General features: G+C 63.0%; 18 protein-coding genes. 15 read left to right on the top strand and 3 right to left on the bottom strand.

Annotated features, from left to right (window positions below; translation table 11 throughout):
* The first annotated feature begins 296 nt into the window (after window positions 1-296).
* The 15 genes from Q7S20_12770 to Q7S20_12700 all read left to right on the top strand — a co-directional run bounded on the left by Q7S20_12770 (window position 297) and on the right by Q7S20_12700 (window position 13829).
* Window positions 297-761 (top strand): hypothetical protein, encoded by a 465-nt coding sequence (locus Q7S20_12770; protein MDO8502707.1) that lies wholly within the window; start codon window positions 297-299, stop codon window positions 759-761.
* A 225-nt stretch (window positions 762-986) separates the two neighbouring features.
* Window positions 987-1706, top strand: coding sequence for a heme ABC exporter ATP-binding protein CcmA (gene ccmA / locus Q7S20_12765; GenBank protein ID MDO8502706.1), 720 nt, complete (start codon window positions 987-989; stop codon window positions 1704-1706).
* Between the two features lie 17 nt (window positions 1707-1723).
* Window positions 1724-2392, top strand: a complete 669-nt coding sequence (locus Q7S20_12760) for a heme exporter protein CcmB (protein MDO8502705.1) — start codon at window positions 1724-1726, stop codon at window positions 2390-2392.
* Window positions 2393-2401: 9 nt separating this feature from the next.
* Window positions 2402-3109 carry a cytochrome c biogenesis protein CcsA gene (ccsA, locus tag Q7S20_12755; protein MDO8502704.1) on the top strand — a complete coding sequence of 236 codons (708 nt, stop codon included), beginning with the start codon at window positions 2402-2404 and terminating at the stop codon, window positions 3107-3109.
* Window positions 3106-3261, top strand: coding sequence for a hypothetical protein (locus tag Q7S20_12750; GenBank protein MDO8502703.1), 156 nt, complete (start codon window positions 3106-3108; stop codon window positions 3259-3261). Before ccsA ends, Q7S20_12750 begins: the two co-directional genes overlap by 4 nt.
* Complete coding sequence (locus tag Q7S20_12745; protein ID MDO8502702.1) at window positions 3258-3701, top strand: cytochrome c maturation protein CcmE; 444 nt, start codon at window positions 3258-3260, stop codon at window positions 3699-3701. Before Q7S20_12750 ends, Q7S20_12745 begins: the two co-directional genes overlap by 4 nt.
* Window positions 3698-5719, top strand: coding sequence for a heme lyase CcmF/NrfE family subunit (locus tag Q7S20_12740; GenBank protein MDO8502701.1), 2022 nt, complete (start codon window positions 3698-3700; stop codon window positions 5717-5719). Before Q7S20_12745 ends, Q7S20_12740 begins: the two co-directional genes overlap by 4 nt.
* Window positions 5716-6312, top strand: coding sequence for a redoxin family protein (locus Q7S20_12735; GenBank protein MDO8502700.1), 597 nt, complete (start codon window positions 5716-5718; stop codon window positions 6310-6312). Before Q7S20_12740 ends, Q7S20_12735 begins: the two co-directional genes overlap by 4 nt.
* Complete coding sequence (locus Q7S20_12730) at window positions 6309-6752, top strand: cytochrome c-type biogenesis protein CcmH (GenBank protein MDO8502699.1); 444 nt, start codon at window positions 6309-6311, stop codon at window positions 6750-6752. Before Q7S20_12735 ends, Q7S20_12730 begins: the two co-directional genes overlap by 4 nt.
* Before the next feature lie 350 nt (window positions 6753-7102).
* Window positions 7103-8953, top strand: coding sequence for an ATP-binding protein (locus Q7S20_12725; protein MDO8502698.1), 1851 nt, complete (start codon window positions 7103-7105; stop codon window positions 8951-8953).
* Window positions 8950-10314 carry a sigma-54 dependent transcriptional regulator gene (locus Q7S20_12720; GenBank protein MDO8502697.1) on the top strand — a complete coding sequence of 455 codons (1365 nt, stop codon included), beginning with the start codon at window positions 8950-8952 and terminating at the stop codon, window positions 10312-10314. Before Q7S20_12725 ends, Q7S20_12720 begins: the two co-directional genes overlap by 4 nt.
* Before the next feature lie 39 nt (window positions 10315-10353).
* The gene (locus tag Q7S20_12715; protein ID MDO8502696.1) at window positions 10354-10872 is read left to right on the top strand and encodes a hypothetical protein; all 519 of its coding nucleotides are present in this window, start codon (window positions 10354-10356) and stop codon (window positions 10870-10872) included.
* Window positions 10869-11759 (top strand): 4Fe-4S dicluster domain-containing protein, encoded by an 891-nt coding sequence (locus Q7S20_12710; protein ID MDO8502695.1) that lies wholly within the window; start codon window positions 10869-10871, stop codon window positions 11757-11759. Before Q7S20_12715 ends, Q7S20_12710 begins: the two co-directional genes overlap by 4 nt.
* 2 nt (window positions 11760-11761) lie before the next feature.
* The gene (gene nrfD / locus Q7S20_12705) at window positions 11762-13000 is read left to right on the top strand and encodes an NrfD/PsrC family molybdoenzyme membrane anchor subunit (protein MDO8502694.1); all 1239 of its coding nucleotides are present in this window, start codon (window positions 11762-11764) and stop codon (window positions 12998-13000) included.
* Between the two features lie 34 nt (window positions 13001-13034).
* Window positions 13035-13829, top strand: coding sequence for a slipin family protein (locus Q7S20_12700; GenBank protein MDO8502693.1), 795 nt, complete (start codon window positions 13035-13037; stop codon window positions 13827-13829).
* A 233-nt stretch (window positions 13830-14062) separates the two neighbouring features.
* Here Q7S20_12700 and Q7S20_12695 read toward each other — a convergent pair whose 3' ends face one another.
* From Q7S20_12695 to Q7S20_12685, 3 genes are read right to left on the bottom strand one after another with little or no spacing between them, the layout of a single operon-like run.
* The gene (locus Q7S20_12695) at window positions 14063-14398 is read right to left on the bottom strand and encodes a cytochrome c (GenBank protein ID MDO8502692.1); all 336 of its coding nucleotides are present in this window, start codon (window positions 14396-14398) and stop codon (window positions 14063-14065) included.
* Window positions 14398-15888 (bottom strand): cytochrome b N-terminal domain-containing protein, encoded by a 1491-nt coding sequence (locus Q7S20_12690; protein MDO8502691.1) that lies wholly within the window; start codon window positions 15886-15888, stop codon window positions 14398-14400. The genes Q7S20_12695 and Q7S20_12690 overlap by 1 nt, the downstream gene beginning before the upstream one ends.
* Window positions 15889-15892: 4 nt before the next feature.
* Complete coding sequence (locus Q7S20_12685; GenBank protein ID MDO8502690.1) at window positions 15893-16462, bottom strand: Rieske 2Fe-2S domain-containing protein; 570 nt, start codon at window positions 16460-16462, stop codon at window positions 15893-15895.
* Window positions 16463-16647 lie beyond the last annotated feature (185 nt).

Below are 16647 nucleotides of genomic sequence, written 5' to 3'. Positions count from 1 at the left end.
CAGAGTAACCGGCGTTGGTCCTAGCGCATCCGCCGCGGCGAGGTAGGTTCTTCTGCGAGTTGCCACCGCCAGCACCGCGGCCGACACAAAAACGACCAAACAGGGAGCGGCACATGTTAAGAAAAATCCTCTTGCTCGCGACGGCTGCTTCGGCGGCGGCGCCTGCCAAATAAGTTCGCCGCTTCACCAGAGCGACCACGCGTGCGGTTCGGGCGATGTTGCAGATTGCCTTCGTCCTCCGTACGTTAGCGGCCCTTGGCCGCATGCAGGACAGAGTCACTAACTCAGGAGGCACGATGATGTCGCGCGCTGCACTGCTCTTGGTTCTACCGGTAATGCTTGCCTGTTCGAAGAAGGATGTGCCGCCCGCCGACACGTCGGCGGCAATGGCCGCCGCTCCGGAGCCCGCCGCCCCGGCCCCGATGAATGTCGCCGGCAAGTGGACCGTCACGGTCATGCCCGAAGGGAAGGACACCACGCTCCTGACCTACATGCTCGATGCAACGAACGAGATGACGGGCTGGAAGATGTCCCTGCCGAATCGCGAACCGATGGAACTCCGCGTCGTCTCCATGGACAACGACAGCATCGTCGTCGACAACGGCCCATACGCGAGCGCTCTGCGGAAGAACGTGATGGTGACCACGCATAGCTCGATGCACATGGACGGCGGCAAGCTCGTAGGGAAGACGATCGCTCACTACAACACGAAGGGTGCCGATTCGCTGGTTATGCTTCGCACCGAAGGCACGCGGCAGTAACCGCTTCGAAAAAGGTGGTCCCGTGCGACGCGGCAACCCGGTCGCCAGGCCACTCCCGCTTGCCAGCGAAAGGACTACATTGTTTGCAGCCTCTGACGGCACGTCAGCCGCATCAGGCCCAGGCTCCTGAGCAGCAGCACGGCGAGCCGTCGGCTCGCGCGGCGCCGATCCGGCAACCAATGGACGCTTCTCATCCAATCGTACCCAGACGCACCCGACGGACTAATGAATGCAGAGTCATCGCTCGCGGTAGACGCCCAGGGAATTGCGCGTCGGTTCGGCGCCCGCTGGTGTCTGCGTGGAGTGTCACTTCAGGTCCGGCCCGGCGAGGTCGTCGGGTTGGCGGGTGCCAATGGGAGCGGCAAGACCACGTTCCTGCGTGTCCTCTCAACCCTGCTCAAGCCAAACGCTGGTGCGGCCTGGGTTTATGGACACGACGTCACGCGGGCCGCGGATGACGTGCGCCGGCACGTGGGTTTTCTCGCGCACACGGCCGGGTTGTACGAAGACCTGACGGCGCTCGAGAATCTGCGGTTCGCCGCGGAGATGTTGGGTCGATCGCCCGAGGGTCTTGAGGCGTCGCTCGATCGCGTCGGTCTCGCCCGCGTCGCAAACGATCGGGTGCGTGGCTTTTCCGCCGGCATGCAGCGCCGGTTGGCGCTCGCGCGCCTGATGCTCGTGCGCCCGCGGTTGCTCCTCCTCGACGAACCATACGCCAACCTCGATGCCGCCGGCATTGACATCATGAACGCGGTCATCACCGAGGTGCGGAATGGCGGCGGCGCGGCGCTCCTCGTCCTTCACGAACTCGCTCCGGCGGCGGGCATGCTCGATCGCGTACTAACGCTCGTCGATGGTCGCATCGCCGCCGAGGGAGATGGATCGGTCGCGAACGCTCCGGCAGCGACTGCGCCGGCGCTCGCGTCGGCCGCTGGAGCACGCTGATGGCTTGGCGAGAGGACTTGCGTCGCGTCCGTGTGATCGCGTGGAAAGACATCACCACGGAGCGTCGCTCGAAAGCCGGTTTCAACAGCGTAGTGGCGCTGGCGGTGACGATACTCGTTCTCTTTGGCTTTGCGCTTGGACCAGAGGCACAAGCGTTGCGCGATGCCGCGGCCGGGGCGGTGTGGCTCGCCGCCCTCTTTGCCGGAGTCCTTGCGTTCAATCGTTCGTTTCAGGTCGAGCTCGAAAGCGGCGCCATCGAGCCGCTGTTGCTGTATCCCGGTTCGCGCTGGACAATCCTCGCCGGTAAGCTCCTGGCGAATGCGCTGTTCGTGGGGCTCATGCTCGCCATCGTCATCATCGTGGGTGTGACGCTCTTTCAGGTGACGATTCCCAGGGCGTGGCCGTCCCTGCTCGGCCTGTTCGCGCTCGGTGCGGTTGGTCTCGTGGTACTCGGCACATTTTACGCCGCGATGTCGAGCCGGACTCGCGCGCGCGAAGTGCTCCTCCCCTTGCTCCTCTTTCCAATGCTGGTCCCGGTGCTGCTCGCGGCGATCTCTGGGTCGAAAGCGCTCCTGACCGGCGACCTGATGCATGAGGCCGGTGCGTGGATTCGGTTGCTCATTGCGTACGACGTTATCTTCGTCGCCGCCACATTGCTCGCGTTCGAGCACGTCATTGAAGCCTGAGGGTCTCGCATGAATGAATCCGCTGACACCATGAACGTTCCTCGATCGCGCGCCTGGTCGCTCTTTGGCGTCTTCGCGTTCGTCGCCCTGATCGCGGCGCAGGCGTACGCGGTGAGGAACTCGCTGGCGGATGAAAACATGGGGCACCTGCAAAAAATCCTGTACGTGCACGTGCCCGCTGCGTGGATCACGTTCCTGGCCTTTGCGGTGGTTCTGGTGTACAGCATTCTTTACATGCTGTACGGGCGGGAGAAGGACGATCTTCTGGCGGCTGCCGCCGCCGAGGTCGGGGCTACCTTCAACGGACTGACGTTGGTGCTGGGCATGATTTGGGGGAAACCGACGTGGGGCGCGTGGTGGGTGTGGGACGCCCGCCTCACCTCGACCCTCGTCCTGTTCATGATCTTCGTCGGCTACCTTGCGTTGCGATCGTTCGTCGACGACCCAGAGCGACGGGCGCAGTGGAGTGCCGCAGTCGGTGTGTTTGGTGCCATCAATGTCCCAATCGTTTACATGTCGGTGCGGTGGTGGCGCACCATTCACCAGATACAATCGAGCCCCTCCACGCTGGATTCCACGTACGTGCTGGGGCTCAGAACGAATGCGATAGCGTTTCTGCTCATCATGATCTACTTCATCCGCCGCCGGTACGAGCTTGCGCGCCTTCGCCGGGCGACCGAGCTCCTGGCCGACGCGGCTGCACTCGGGGGTACGTGAAAATGCAAGACCAGAACTGGGCATTCATCGGCGCGGCGTACGCAATAACCTGGGGCGTGTTCCTGGGCTACTGGTTCCGCGTGCATCGCGCCCTCGGACAGGCCCGCGCGGAGTTCGAGAGCGCGTCAAAGGAAATGGAGCGCGCCCGATGACCCGCCGCCAATCAGCCCTCGTGGCGGTCATCGTGGCGCTCGGCGCATTCGCATGGCTCCTGTACGGGAATCTCGACAAGAACATCGTCTTCTTCCTGACGCCGCAGGAATTGCTCGCCAAGGGCGTCGACGGGTATGAAGTCCCGGTTCGGCTTGGTGGGCAGGTAAAGCCAGGATCGGTGCAATGGGACGCGAAAACGCTCGACCTTCGATTCGTGATAACCGACGGCACGGGCGAGATTGCGACTCGCTCGAAAGGCGCGCCGCCGCAGATGTTTCGCGATGGAATGGGCGTCGTTGTCGAGGGGCGCTATGAGCGCAGTGGCCTCTTCCAGGCGACGAACCTGCTGGTCAAGCACTCGAACGAATACCGTCCGCCAAAGGCTGGCCAAAAACCCCAGAACATGTACAAGTCCCTCATGAAAGGAACGGGCTCGTGATTGGCCTTCTCGGGCATGACGCGTTGCTCGTCGCGCTGCCCATCATGGTGTTGGGCATCGTGCTGGCACCAGTCGCCGTTCGTACAGGCCGCCGCGAGTGGATTCCAATCGTGTATAGTGCGCTCTACACGAATTTTCTGCTCGTGACCATTGCGACGGTCGCGATGGTCGTCGCCCTCGTCACGCACGACTTCTCCGTGTCGTACGTTGCGCAGGTCGGCAGCCGTGCCACGCCCCTCTTTTACACCGTGATTTCCCTGTGGGGCGCGCTCGAAGGATCGATTCTGTTTTGGGCGTGGGTCCTCGCGCTCTACGGCACCGTGGTCGTGCGGCTGAATCGCAACCGGCCAGGCAACCTCATCCCGTACACCGCGTTGGCGCTTCTCGCAGTCTCGCTGTTCTTCGGCATTCTGCTCGTTGGGCCAGCCAATCCGTTTCACCAGGTCTTTCCCGTCCCTGCTGACGGACCGGGCCCGAATCCGCTGCTGCAGAACCACATCCTGATGGGAGTGCACCCTCCCCTCCTCTATCTCGGGTACGTCGGGATGACGGTGCCGTTCGCATTCGCTGTTGGGGCGATGCTGTCCGGCGAAGTTACCGGCGATGCCTGGATCAAGCTGAGTCATCGCTGGACCCTTTTGTCGTGGGGCTTCCTTACTGCCGCGATCGTCGCCGGAATGTGGTGGTCGTACGAGGTGCTCGGCTGGGGCGGCTACTGGGCGTGGGATCCGGTTGAGAACGCATCGTTTCTCCCGTGGCTCACGGCCACGGCGTACCTGCATTCGATGATCCTGCAGGAGCGGCGCGGCATGCTCCGGCTCTGGAACATCAACCTCGTCGTCGGGACGTTCGTCCTCACGGTGCTCGGGACGTTCCTCACACGCTCGGGTATCATCTCGTCGGTGCACGCGTTCACAGTCGGTGTGATCGGCTACTATTTCCTCGCCTTCATCGCGCTCGTGCTCATTGGTGCGCTGGTGATGGTCGCGGGAAATTCCGACCGGCTTCGCACGTCGGGCAGAATGGACTCGGTGGCGTCACGCGAAAGCGTTTTCCTGCTCAACAACTTGTTCCTGACAGCATTCATGTTCACGGTGCTGATTGGCACGCTGTTCCCGTTGATCGCCGAAGCGATCCGCGGGGTGAAGGTCAGCGTCGGGGCACCGTTCTTCAATCGAATGACGCTCCCGATGATTGTGATGCTGCTCTTCCTGATGGGCGTCGGACCTGCGCTCCCCTGGCGGAGCGCGACGGCGGCGGAGATGCGTTCGAAGCTGCTACCGCCCCTGGTTGGCGCGTTGCTGTTTTGCGTAGGAGCGCTCGTGGCAGGGACGCGAAGTTTCTACGGCGTTGTGGCGTTCAGCTTCATCGGCTATGCAGCGATGGCGAACCTTCGCGAGTACTGGATCGGGATGCGCGCTCGCCGCAACGCGCACGGGGAAGGCTGGGCCACGACGCTCTATCGCCTCATACGAGGCAACCCGCGTCGATACGGTGGCTATCTGGCTCATCTTGGCCTCCTGCTCGTGGCGCTCGGAATCGCCGGTTCGTCGTTGTTCCGCAGCGATCGCGAAATGACAATGAAGCCAGGCGACACACTGACCGTCGCCGGACAGACCATTCGCCTGAAGGGGGTGTGGGGACGAGAGGAGGTACAGCGCTCGGTGATCGGCGCGACCCTCGAGGTACTGAAGAACGGGCGAGTCGTGGGCGTGATTGAACCGCGCATGAACTACTACCCGACGTCGGATCAGCCTGTCCCCACACCGCACGTACGCAGCACCATCGGCGGCGACCTGTATCTGACGCTGATGGCGTTCGATCCGAACGGAGCGCACGCAACCATCAGAGCGATCGTGCAGCCGCTTGTGTCGTGGATTTGGATCGGAGGGGGCATTATCGTACTCGGCGCGATCATTGGCATGTTGCCCCCGCGCCGCCGAACCGACGGCTCACTGGCCGACGCGAACGTCGCGCCTGTCGTCCCAGGGGCGATCGCTGCGGAAGCCGGCCCGTGAACTGGAAACGCTCCCTCATCGCCGCGTTCGCGGCGGTTCCAGTGATCCTGCTGTTCGCGTGGGGATTCACGCGTGACCCTGGGGAGATTCCGTCACCCCTGCCCGGACACCCTGCGCCACAGTTTGCGCTCGACGTGTTCGCGCCGGGACAACCGCCGCTGAGTCGCCCCGTCGGAGACACTGTTCGCTTGGCTGACCTTCGCGGACAGGTCGTCGTGCTCAACTTCTGGGCTTCGTGGTGCCTGGCCTGCCGCGACGAACACGCGGTGCTCTCAGCGACTGCTCGCCTGTACGCGGGACGCCCGGTGCATTTTCTCGGCGTGTTGTACAACGATAGCGCGGCGGCGGGAGAGGCATGGATCGCAGAAATGGGGGGACAGAGCTATCCCTCGGTGCAAGACCCTGGCGCGCGCACGGCAATCGACTACGGCCTCTACGGCGTACCAGAGACTTTTTTCATCGACGGCAGCGGCCGCGTGGCCTACAAACAACTCGGCCCCGTGACTGAAGTGCGTCTCGCACACCTCGTGGATTCGCTGATCGCGGCGCTCCCCCCGAAGCCGGCAGCCCCCGCAACGAAGAGTGGATCGTGAAGCGCAACACGTTGCTCATATCCGCGGCGCTGCTCGCGGCGATTTCCGGTCGCGCCAGCGCACAAGCCGCCGGAGCAAGCGCAGCCCCGGTCGCTCAGCAGGCGGCGGCCGACCCCGTCCTCGAGGCCAGGACAAACGCGGTGGCTGCGCAGTTGCGTTGCCCGGTTTGCCAGGGAGTCTCCATCCAGGATTCGCCGGCCGAACTCGCCCAGCAGATGCGCGGCTTGGTTCGGGAGCAGCTCCGCACCGGCAAGAGTCCCGACGAGGTCAAGGCCTACTTCGTGTCCAAGTACGGCGAGTGGATTCTCCTCCAGCCACGCGCGTCAGGGTTCAACCTCCTGGTCTATGCGCTCCCAGTGCTGGCGGTCCTTGGCGGACTCGCCGTGATAGTCGTAGCGATGCGGCGTTGGACCAAACCCCCGGAAACCCCGTCGACCTGACCCCATGAAGCCGGGTCGGCGAAAACCGGCCTGAACTGGTGACCGACGGTGGCGACGCGCGTTTTCACGTCGCCACCGTTTGCATTCCTGCGAACCTCGCCCGTCGCGCAAGCCTGCGATTCACAAGAGGTTGTGCATGCCTGACAGAGAGTAGGGGAAATCACCCTATCATCAGCCGACAGGTTTGGCGATTATGGGGTATATGCCCCATTCCATATCTGCGCTATTCGCGTAACTCGTTGCAGTGCTTGCTCTTATATAGCTGGCTCGGGCGGCGTTCATCTTGCATATGCGGACCGACGTAGCGATCAGAGATCCTGTTTGCAAGGTCAACCGAGCGAGGGTACTCAATGACGCCGCCGAAACCGACGAGGACGGAGATTGGACGGCGCGGCCGTCTCAGCCGTCGGCTGCTCGCCTGGTTCCTGGTTTTCTCGCTCCTCCCGCTCCTGGTCACCAACGCCATCGGCTATCGCCGGAGCGAAGGGATCATCACTCAGCTGATCGAGCGGTACCTCAGCGCGATTGCGCAGGTCCAGGCGCAGCACGTCCGGGATCGGACTGACCGTGCGCTGCTCCTCCTGCAGGCGGTCGCTACCGGCAACGAGTTTCTCGCGGCGGGGGCTCAGCGATCACAGGGACTTCCAGCGGGCGTGATGGGCGAGGCCGCAAGTCGCACCGAAATGGAACGCCTGTTACGCCGCAAGCTCGACGAGCTCAAACTGTTTGACGCGCTGTATCTGTTCACCCCCGACGGGGGGATCGCCGCGTCAGTCGGCCTCCGCGAAAACCTCAGTACCGCCCTTCCCGCGCACGAAGCGACCGGTTCGCTCTCGGCGATGCTGCTGTCCACACCGCGCGGCGTGCGACCGATATTCCGCCTCGTAGTCCCGGTTCATGGGCGTGAAAGCGTACCCGTAGCGTTTCTCGCAGGGACCCTGAGCCTCGACGGGTTCAGCGACATGCTGCAGATCCCCGACCAGATCGCCGGACACGTCGAGAGTTTCATCGTTGACGCTGGCGGGCGGCCGCTGTTTGTATCGCATCCGCACGACAGTGTGGACTACGCCGTACCCCTCGTCACACCACTACTCGCGCTGCCTGGCGGCGCTCACGAGCAGTATCGCGCCGGCGACGGCGCACGCGTGCTCGGCACGATTGTGGCGCTGCCAGACTATGAGTGGCGGTTGATTGCAGAGGTACCGGCCGATGAGGCGTTTGGGGCGCTACGGCGTCTCGGCAGCCTGTCGCTGCTGCTCGAGTTGCTGCTTGTGGCCGTACTCATCGGAACGGCGGTCGTTGTGTCCCGCAGCGTCGTCGCGCCCTTGAGCCGCCTCGTGCATGCGAGCCGGCGCGTCGCGCGAGGCGATCTCAGCGTTCGCGTGAATGACGACGCCGGCGACGAGATCGGAGAGCTCGGTCGCGCGTTCAACGAGATGACCACCGCGCTCGCCGAGACGACCAGTGACGTGCGCGAGCTGCACCAGCGAGAGATCGAGCGTGCCTCGCAGCTCGCCACGGTTGGCGAGTTGGCGAGTGGAATCGCGCACGAGATCAAGAATCCGGTGGTCGGCGTCGCCAACGGTCTCGACATTGTGCGTCGCCGCGCGGGCAACGATGCGACGCTGCTGCCCATCATCGACGAGATGGAGCGGCAGATGCGGCGCGTGCAGGACGCGATCCAGGAATTGCTGACCTTCGCGCGGCCGGCGACACCGGCGCTCGCTCCCGTGAGCGCAAACGATCTCGCGGAACGGGCAATCCGTCTCGTGCAGCCCACCGCCGACAAGGGCGGCGTGCGCATTGAGATCCGTCTCGATCCCTCGCACGCGAGCGTCCTCGCGGACGCCGAAATGATCCACCAGGCGTTCATCAACCTTCTCATGAACGCCATCGAGGCGACGCCGCACGGCGGCCGCGTCGACGTGTACACGCGAACGTCAGGGGACTGGATCGAGATCGAAATCACTGACACGGGGCGCGGCATCGCACCGGAACACCTCGAGTCGGTCTTCAAACCGTTCTTCACCACACGCCACACCGGCACGGGGCTTGGGCTCCCAATCACCCGCGAGATTATTCAGCGTCACGGCGGCACCGTCGCGCTGCGCAGCCGGCTCGGCGAAGGAACGACGGTGACGATTCGGCTGCCCGCACACGCAAGCGGCGCTGCCGCCGCGTCACAAGAGGTTGCAGAATGAAAAAAGCCCGCGTCGTGATCTGTGACGACGAGATGCTCATTCGTCTCTGGCTGGCGGAGCGGCTCAACGAGGCTGGCCTTGTCACCGAGGAGGTCGCCGACGGCGAGAGCCTGCTTGCGGCGCTCGCGCGCGAACCCGCGGATCTCGTGCTCCTCGACCTGCGACTCCCCGACGCTACCGGACTCGAACTGCTGCCGCGCATCAAGGCGCTCGACGCGACGCTCCCGGTGATCATGATGACGGCATACGGGGAAGTCGAAACGGCCGTGGCCGCCGTGCGAGCCGGGGCGCACCATTTCCTCGAGAAGCCGATCAATCTTCCCGAGCTGCTGCTCTTGATCGAGCAAGCGCTCGAAGCCCGGGAACTCCGAAGCGAGGTCGAGCGATTCCGCGATGGCTACCGGTGGCAGTTCGCCGACGTCTCCCTCGTGGGACGTTCGCCCGCGATGCGGAAGATCGCCGAGCTGATCACCCGACTCGGTGAGAAGGGAAGCACCATGAACGTGCTCCTGCGAGGGGAAAGCGGCACCGGCAAGGACGTTGTCGCACGAGCGATCCACGCGCGCGGACCTCGTCGCACACAGCCGTTCGTCAGCGTCAATTGCACCTCGCTCCCGGAGCAACTGGTCGAAAGCGAGCTGTTTGGCCATGAAGCGGGCGCGTATACCGACGCGCGCGAAGCGAAACCCGGCCTCTTCGAGATCGCGCACCACGGCACCGTGTTCCTCGACGAAATCGGAGACGTGCCGAAGCCGATGCAAGCCAAGTTGCTGCACTTCCTGGAGACGTACGAGTTCCGCAGAGTCGGGGGCGTGCGCAGCATCGAGGTCGACGTGCATGTCATCACGGCCACGAACCGCAACCTCGAGGCGGCGGTGGCCGTCGGCGACTTCCGTGAGGATCTCTTCTATCGGCTCAATGTCGTGCCGATCGTCATTCCGTCCCTGCGCGAGCGCCCCGAAGACATCGCGCCGCTGGCCGTGCACTTTGTCGAATTGTTGTGCCACGATCTGCGACAGCCCGTGCGGGAGGTGACGAAGGAGGCGCTCCGCACGCTCGAGGCGTACTCCTGGCCCGGCAATGCTCGCGAATTGCGCAACGTCATCGAACGCGTGCTCCTGCTCGAGGATTCTGACGCCATTCAGGCGGATCATTTACCGGCGGAGATTCGCGGAACGGGGACGCGGAATCCCAAGGGCATGGTACTCCCCGCGAACGGGCTCGATCTCGAAGAACTCGAGCGCGATCTGATCTGCCAGGCGTTCGCCCGCGCCGAGGGAAACAAGACCGGAGCGGCGCGGCTGCTCGGACTTTCACGTGACACTCTGCGATACCGGTTGGAGAAATATGGAATTCACTAGAGCACATAGTCCGACCACGTCAGCACGGTGGTCCAACCCATGAACTCGGCCAGGCACTTCATCAGACTGCTGGCGCTGCTCGCTATCGCAGCTGCTGCCTTTTTCAAAGCCAGGTCGATGGTTGTGCCTGCGGATTTCGGCAAGCTCGGACACTTCAGAGCGTCGGCAATCACTGACGCTGCGGCGCGCGAACCGCGACACCTCGGCAGCGTGACGTGCGCCGAATGTCACTCCGAAATCAGCGATCCCTGGTCGAAGGGAAAGCACTCCGTCCCCCAGTGTGAGAACTGCCACGGCCCGGGCATGCTGCACGTGAAAGTTGTGAGCGAGGATTCGGTGGACGCGTACCCCGACCCGATCAAACAGAACAAGAACGCGCTCCGGCCGACGACCGGCATTCGGGAGTGCGAGTGGTGCCACCTGAAGACATTCGAACGTCCCAGCACCCTCAAGTCCATCAAGTCCGTCGGCGAGCACATCACGGCGACGGGAGGAACGTTCACTCCCGCGTCGAAGTGCACCGACTGCCACAACCCTCACACGACCGCGGTCAAATGACGACCCTCTGGAACAAACCCGAGATCAGCCGGCGTGAATTCTTCGAGAAGTGCGCCGAGGCCGGCGCGAAAACCTTCGTCTTCGGCGGGCTCGTGGTCACCACCGCCAATCTGCTTCTGGCGCAGGACCCGGAGGACGTACGCGCGCGCGCGGAAGGAGCCGTGGAAAGCCGATTGCACGATACCGGACTTGGGGACGTACGCGCGCGCGCGGAAGGAGCGCCGAAGGAGGCCGCGAAGGGCCCGATCTACGGATTCGTGGTCGACACGATGAAATGCATTGGATGCGGGTCGTGCGTCCGCGCCTGCCGTGACGAAAACAACGTACCCGACGGTTTCTGTCGGACGTGGGTCGAACAGTACACGTTCTTCCCGAACGGCGAGGTCATCGTCAATTCGCCAAGTGGCGGGGCAGACGGCTTCGGCGAGGATCTTCCAAGCCGCAACATGCCCGAGGAACTTGGTCAGCTCCCGGTGCGTGGCTTCTTCGTTCCCAAGCTGTGCAACCACTGCATCAACACCCCCTGCATTCAGGTTTGCCCGGTCGGCGCGTCCTATGTGACCAGGGAAGGCGTCGTGCTGATCGATCAAGAGCGCTGCATCGGATGCGGCTACTGCGTGCAGGCCTGCCCCTTCGGCTCACGGTACATCAATCCCCAAACGAACACCGCTGACAAGTGCACGTGGTGCTACCACCGGATCACAAAGGGGATGGTGCCGGCGTGTGTGCAGGCGTGCCCGGCCAAAGCGAGGATCTTCGGCAGCGTCAGCGACCCGAACAGCGAGATCAGCCAGATCCTGGCAAACAACCGCGTGCAGGTCCTGAAGTCATACCTCGGAACGAATCCGAGAACCCGCTACATCGGGCTCGATTCGGAGGTCATGTAAGCATGCATCATTACGTCACCCAAGGTTACGTCCTGCCGAACCAGGCGCACATCTACTGGACGATGATGATCGTCCTGTATCCATACATCACCGGCATCGTCGCCGGCGCATTCATCATCTCGTCGCTCCACCACGTCTTTGACAGGGATGAGCTGAAGCCGGTCAGCCGCTTCGCGATGCTGATGGCGCTGGCCTTTCTGCTCTGTGCCCCTCTCCCGTTGCTGGCGCACCTCGGGCATCCGGAGCGAGCCCTGAACATCATGTTCACGCCCAACGTGACGTCGGCGATGGCGGGATTCGGATTCATCTACACCATTTACCTGCTCATTCTCGTGGTCGAGATCTGGTTGTTGTACCGGGTCGACATCGTCTTCCTGGCGAGCAACGCCAAGTCTGAAATGATGCGCCGCCTGTACTGGATTCTGGCGCTCGGCGTGACCGACATCTCGGAAGAAGCCAAGGCGCTCGACCGCAAGGTGATGCTGTTCCTCGCCGCCATCGGCGTTCCGGCGGCGTGCTTCCTGCACGGATATGTGGGGTTTCTGTTCGGCGCGATCAAGGCGAACCCCTGGTGGGCAAGCCCACTGATGCCGGTGATCTTCCTCCTCAGCGCGATCGTCTCCGGCATCGCGATGGTGATGGTGTGTTACCTCATCGTGCAGTGGTTCAACAAAAGGCCCGTCGACTCGGAGTGCACGCAGTCGATGATGGAATCGGCCTGGTACTTCGTGATGGTCGACGTCGCGCTCGAAGGGCTGGAGCTGCTGAACCACGCGTATATGGCCAACCACGACTGGGACATCATGAAACACCTGATCCTCGACAAGCTCCTGGTGAGCCTTTTCGTGGTGCAGTTCCTGATCGGATCGGTCGTTCCATTCCTTCTGTTGGGTGCGGCCGTGGTGTTCAGGAACAGGATCCCCGCCGGCGTGCGCAACGTGATGGGCTTCGTGTCGGGTATCCTGCTCCTGGTGCAGGTGCTTGCCATGCGCTGGAACGTGGTCATGGGCGGGCAGATGTTCTCAAAGAGCTTCCGCGGATTTCTGGATTTTCAGATCGACATCTATGGGCGCGAAGGCCTGCTCGCCGTGCTCTTCCTTTTCACGCTTCCATTTGTTGCAATGCTGGTCTTCTCGCGGGTCCTGCCGCTCTGGGGACCCATCTCGACCTTTCCAACGCGGTGGCTGAGAGACAAGCCGCCCGAGTACGTGCCACTGAAGAATCTCACGAAGTTCAAGTGATTTTTTCATACCGCCACCATAAGGAGACACTGAGATGAGTAGCACCTATGTGCCGTGGATCGTCGCAGCAATCGTCGTCGTTGCCCTCAGGTTTGGCGTGAAGATCGTGCAGCAGTATGAACGCGGAGTGCTGCTGCGCCTCGGTCGGTTGACCGGCATCCGATCGCCGGGCTTCAATCTGATCATTCCGCTGGTCGACCGCCTGTACAAGATCGACACGCGAACCGTGACCCTCACGGTCGAGCCCCAGGAGATCATCACGCGGGACAACGTGACGATCAAGGTGGACGCGGTGGTGTATTTCGCCGTGATCGATCCAGCGAAAGCGCTCCTGCAGGTAGTGGATTTCGCCAGGGCGACATCGCAGATCGCTCTGACGACGCTCCGTAGCGTACTGGGCCAGTCAGAGCTCGACGAACTGCTCGCCCACCGCGAGAAGATCAATCACACGCTGCAGCAGATCATTGACGGGCAGACCGAACCGTGGGGCGTGAAGGTCTCGGTCGTCGAAGTGAAAGATGTTCTGTTGCCGGAAGGGATGCAGCGCTCGATGGCGGCGCAGGCTGAGGCGGAGCGCGAGAAACGCGCGAAGATCATTCGCGCCGACGGCGAATTCCTCGCGGCGACGACACTCGCCAAGGCCGCGCACATCATTCGGAACGAGCCGCCGGCGTTGCAGTTGCGGTATCTCCAGACGCTCGTGGAAATCGCTGGCGAAGGGAACAGCACGATCATTCCGTTGCCGATGGACATGATGGACGGCCTGAGGAGTGCGCTGACCCGCGCGCCGCGCGAGGCCGAGGTCCTGCCCGCAGACGCGGGCAGCTGAGCGCACCACCGCGAACGTCGTGGCCCGCCCCAACCAGCAGCTGACAAGGGAGCGGGCCACCAGGCAGGTGCACAACAAACGAAAACCGCAAAAGGCCCCGGGGTTCGACTCCCGGAGCCCTTTGTGTTGCGGTGTTGTGCCTGTGGCGACGCGCAGTTCCGCCGCACGGCTTCAGAGACGCACTACACGGGGTTCACACGGCCGTGATGCACCCCAGTCTCCAGTGTTGGTGCTTACTTCGCCTTCGTTGCAAACGCGCGCACGTACCTGGCGACGGCGGCCATCTCCGCCGGTGTCATCTTGTCCTTGAACGACTTCATACCCGCGCTCTTTCCCTTCGTGAGGACCTTGACAACTGAATCGTCGGATCGCTTCGCGAAAAACGCGGCGTCAAACGCGGCGATCTTGGGGAACTTCGTCGCCATCGCCTTCGGTGGTTTGCCCACCACCCCGTGGCATTTCTTGCAGTTCGCATCGTAGACGGCCTTTGCGTCCACTGCCTGGGCGCTGGCGTTCGATATGGCGCCAGAGGCCGCGAACGCCAGGCCTGCGAGGATAACGCGTTTCATCACAACTTCTCCTTGGATTTGGGGAACTCAGGGAACGTGTCAACGAACTCGGGCTTCGTGAGTTCGCCATTGGGGCCGCGCAGCGTCATGAGGTAGCGCGTGAGCTCTTCGATGTCCTGGTGGGAAATCGTCGGCGGGCCGTAACTTGGCATCGTCGAGTGGGGGTGGAACCGGAGTGGATTCTCGATGAAGCTGTGAATCCACGCGCCGGAATGCTTCAGGCCGATCATCGAGAGGTTGGGCGCGTTTTCCTTGCTCCCGCCTCCCTTGCCCGTGACGGCATGACAGCTCCCGCATTGCTGAGCGCCAAACATCGCCTTGCCCGAGCGCTCGATGTTCGAGAGTGGTCGCCCGGCTTCAGCCACAACGGCCCCCGGCTGCTCACCGGTGAACGATGCTCCCAGCAAGAGGGCGGAGCTGCCAAGCAGGAAGAACAGCGAGAAACGGGCGATCGGGCGCTTGGAGAATGCGCGCGCGCTGCCGCGGTCGAAGAATGGCAGCGCCACCAGCATGATCACCAGCGCGGCCGGAATGCCGACCGCAACTACGCCTTCCATCGACCCGGGGACCAGTTTCAGCAGCTGGAAGAACGGCAGGAAATACCATTCCGGGCGCGGGACATAGGTGTTATCCGTCGGGTCCGCCGGCGGTTCGAGTCCGGCTCCAACGAAGCTACCAAGCAGCACGAGGACCAGGATGATCGCCGTCGCCACCACGATGTCCTTCGTGGTGAGGTCAGGATAGAAGCGGACGCCGGCGCCCTTGCTCCTTTCGTACGCCTGTTTGTAGTACGCGGGGTACTCCGGATCACTGGTGCGCGGCGGCGCTCCCTCTTCGAGTGCTCCCGTTCGCGCCGCGATGCCCTGGCGAACGACGATCGCGAGGTGCAGAAAGACCACCACTGCGAGCAACAGCGGCATCAGCAATACGTGCAGCGCGAAGAAGCGCGACAGTGTGGCCGCGCCAAGCTGCGAGCCACCACGAAGCAGCTTCACCAACATCCCGCCGACAACTGGCGTCGTGCCGGCAATGTTGGTGCCCACTTGCGTCGCCCAATAGGCCTTCTGGTCCCACGGCAGCAGGTAGCCGGTGAAGCTGAAGCCGAGCACCAGGAACAGGAGCACGACGCCGAGCAGCCAGTTGATCTCACGCGGGTATTTGTACGCACCCGTCGAGAACACGCGGATCATGTGGGCGAGCACGAGCACGACCATCGCCGAAGCGGCCCAATGGTGGATGCCGCGCAGGAGAGAGCCGCTCAGCACGTGTTCCTGCAAGTAGCGGATGCTGTCGTACGCGTGGTCCGGCGATGGCGCGTAGTACATCGCGAGCACTACGCCGGTAACGACCTGAACGAGGAAGACTGCGAGCGTCGCACTTCCGAGCGTGTGCGCCCACGTGAGGTTGCCCGGCATCTTGCGGTCGAGCAACTGCTCCTTGATGGCGCGAAGGTCAACGCGCTCGTCGAGCCAGCGGAAGATCGGGTTCACGGCCTCAGGCTTCGATGCGTGCGGGAATGCCCAACCGGAACTCCTTGTACTTCACGAAGACGACGCTGTCGCGGATCTCCACCTCGAGCTCGTCGAGCGGACGGGGAGGAGGTCCGCTGAGCACCGCGCCGGTCCTGAGGTCGAATCGCCCGCGGTGGCAGGGACAGAGGAAGTTGTTTGCGTCCTTGTCCCAGACGAAGCCGCACCCGAGGTGCGTGCAACGACCGTTATACGCCTTGAACTTCTCCCCGTCCTCGCTGAACAGCCACACGTTTTTGACCGTCCGGCTCTCGATCCACGCATCCTGTTCTGACACGACGAAGTTCAGCTGGATGGGGACGCCCACGTCGAGCAGTGCCGTGTCTTCGGCCACTTTGATCCAGTCGTCCTTCGGCGGCGACGGAAGCGTCGGCGAGACAAAGGCCCGAACGACGGGAAACCCGACGACGACGGCGGAGAGCGCCGCGCCGATGCCGCTGACTATATGAAGGAATCTGCGCCGCCCAACCTGCGGCGCATCCATCGGCCCTTGATCAGGGCTTCCCGTGCCGTGCTGTGAGTCGATGTTCGCCAACCGTGCGCACCCCGTTGCTGATCGTGAACCCATAAATATATACATAGTTGGCAAGGGCCGTTCCACTCCTCATCGAAACGTCCAACACATTGCTGGTGAATATGTTAGATCGCGTCTTCCGTCCATGATTCGATACGCGTGTGGGTGAAATCACCCACACGCGCATTCGAACATACCTGGGTAGT

Source organism: Gemmatimonadaceae bacterium (assembly GCA_030647905.1).
Taxonomy (GTDB): domain Bacteria; phylum Gemmatimonadota; class Gemmatimonadetes; order Gemmatimonadales; family Gemmatimonadaceae; genus UBA4720.
The sequence above is the reverse complement of the archived record's forward strand: the minus strand, read 5'-3'. Positions and strand labels throughout refer to the sequence as shown.

Excerpts from the sequence above, each read along its gene's own strand:
- Q7S20_12725 (MDO8502698.1), top strand. The coding sequence starts at position 7,103 with ATGACGCCGCCGAAACCGACGAGGACGGAGATTGGACGGCGCGGCCGT.
- Q7S20_12695 (MDO8502692.1), bottom strand. The coding sequence starts at position 14,398 with ATGAAACGCGTTATCCTCGCAGGCCTGGCGTTCGCGGCCTCTGGCGCC.
- Q7S20_12710 (MDO8502695.1), top strand. The coding sequence starts at position 10,869 with ATGACGACCCTCTGGAACAAACCCGAGATCAGCCGGCGTGAATTCTTC.
- ccmA (MDO8502706.1), top strand. The coding sequence starts at position 987 with ATGAATGCAGAGTCATCGCTCGCGGTAGACGCCCAGGGAATTGCGCGT.
- Q7S20_12770 (MDO8502707.1), top strand. The coding sequence starts at position 297 with ATGATGTCGCGCGCTGCACTGCTCTTGGTTCTACCGGTAATGCTTGCC.
- Q7S20_12700 (MDO8502693.1), top strand. The coding sequence starts at position 13,035 with ATGAGTAGCACCTATGTGCCGTGGATCGTCGCAGCAATCGTCGTCGTT.
- Q7S20_12745 (MDO8502702.1), top strand. The coding sequence starts at position 3,258 with ATGACCCGCCGCCAATCAGCCCTCGTGGCGGTCATCGTGGCGCTCGGC.
- nrfD (MDO8502694.1), top strand. The coding sequence starts at position 11,762 with ATGCATCATTACGTCACCCAAGGTTACGTCCTGCCGAACCAGGCGCAC.
- Q7S20_12715 (MDO8502696.1), top strand. The coding sequence starts at position 10,354 with ATGAACTCGGCCAGGCACTTCATCAGACTGCTGGCGCTGCTCGCTATC.
- Q7S20_12720 (MDO8502697.1), top strand. The coding sequence starts at position 8,950 with ATGAAAAAAGCCCGCGTCGTGATCTGTGACGACGAGATGCTCATTCGT.
- ccsA (MDO8502704.1), top strand. The coding sequence starts at position 2,402 with ATGAATGAATCCGCTGACACCATGAACGTTCCTCGATCGCGCGCCTGG.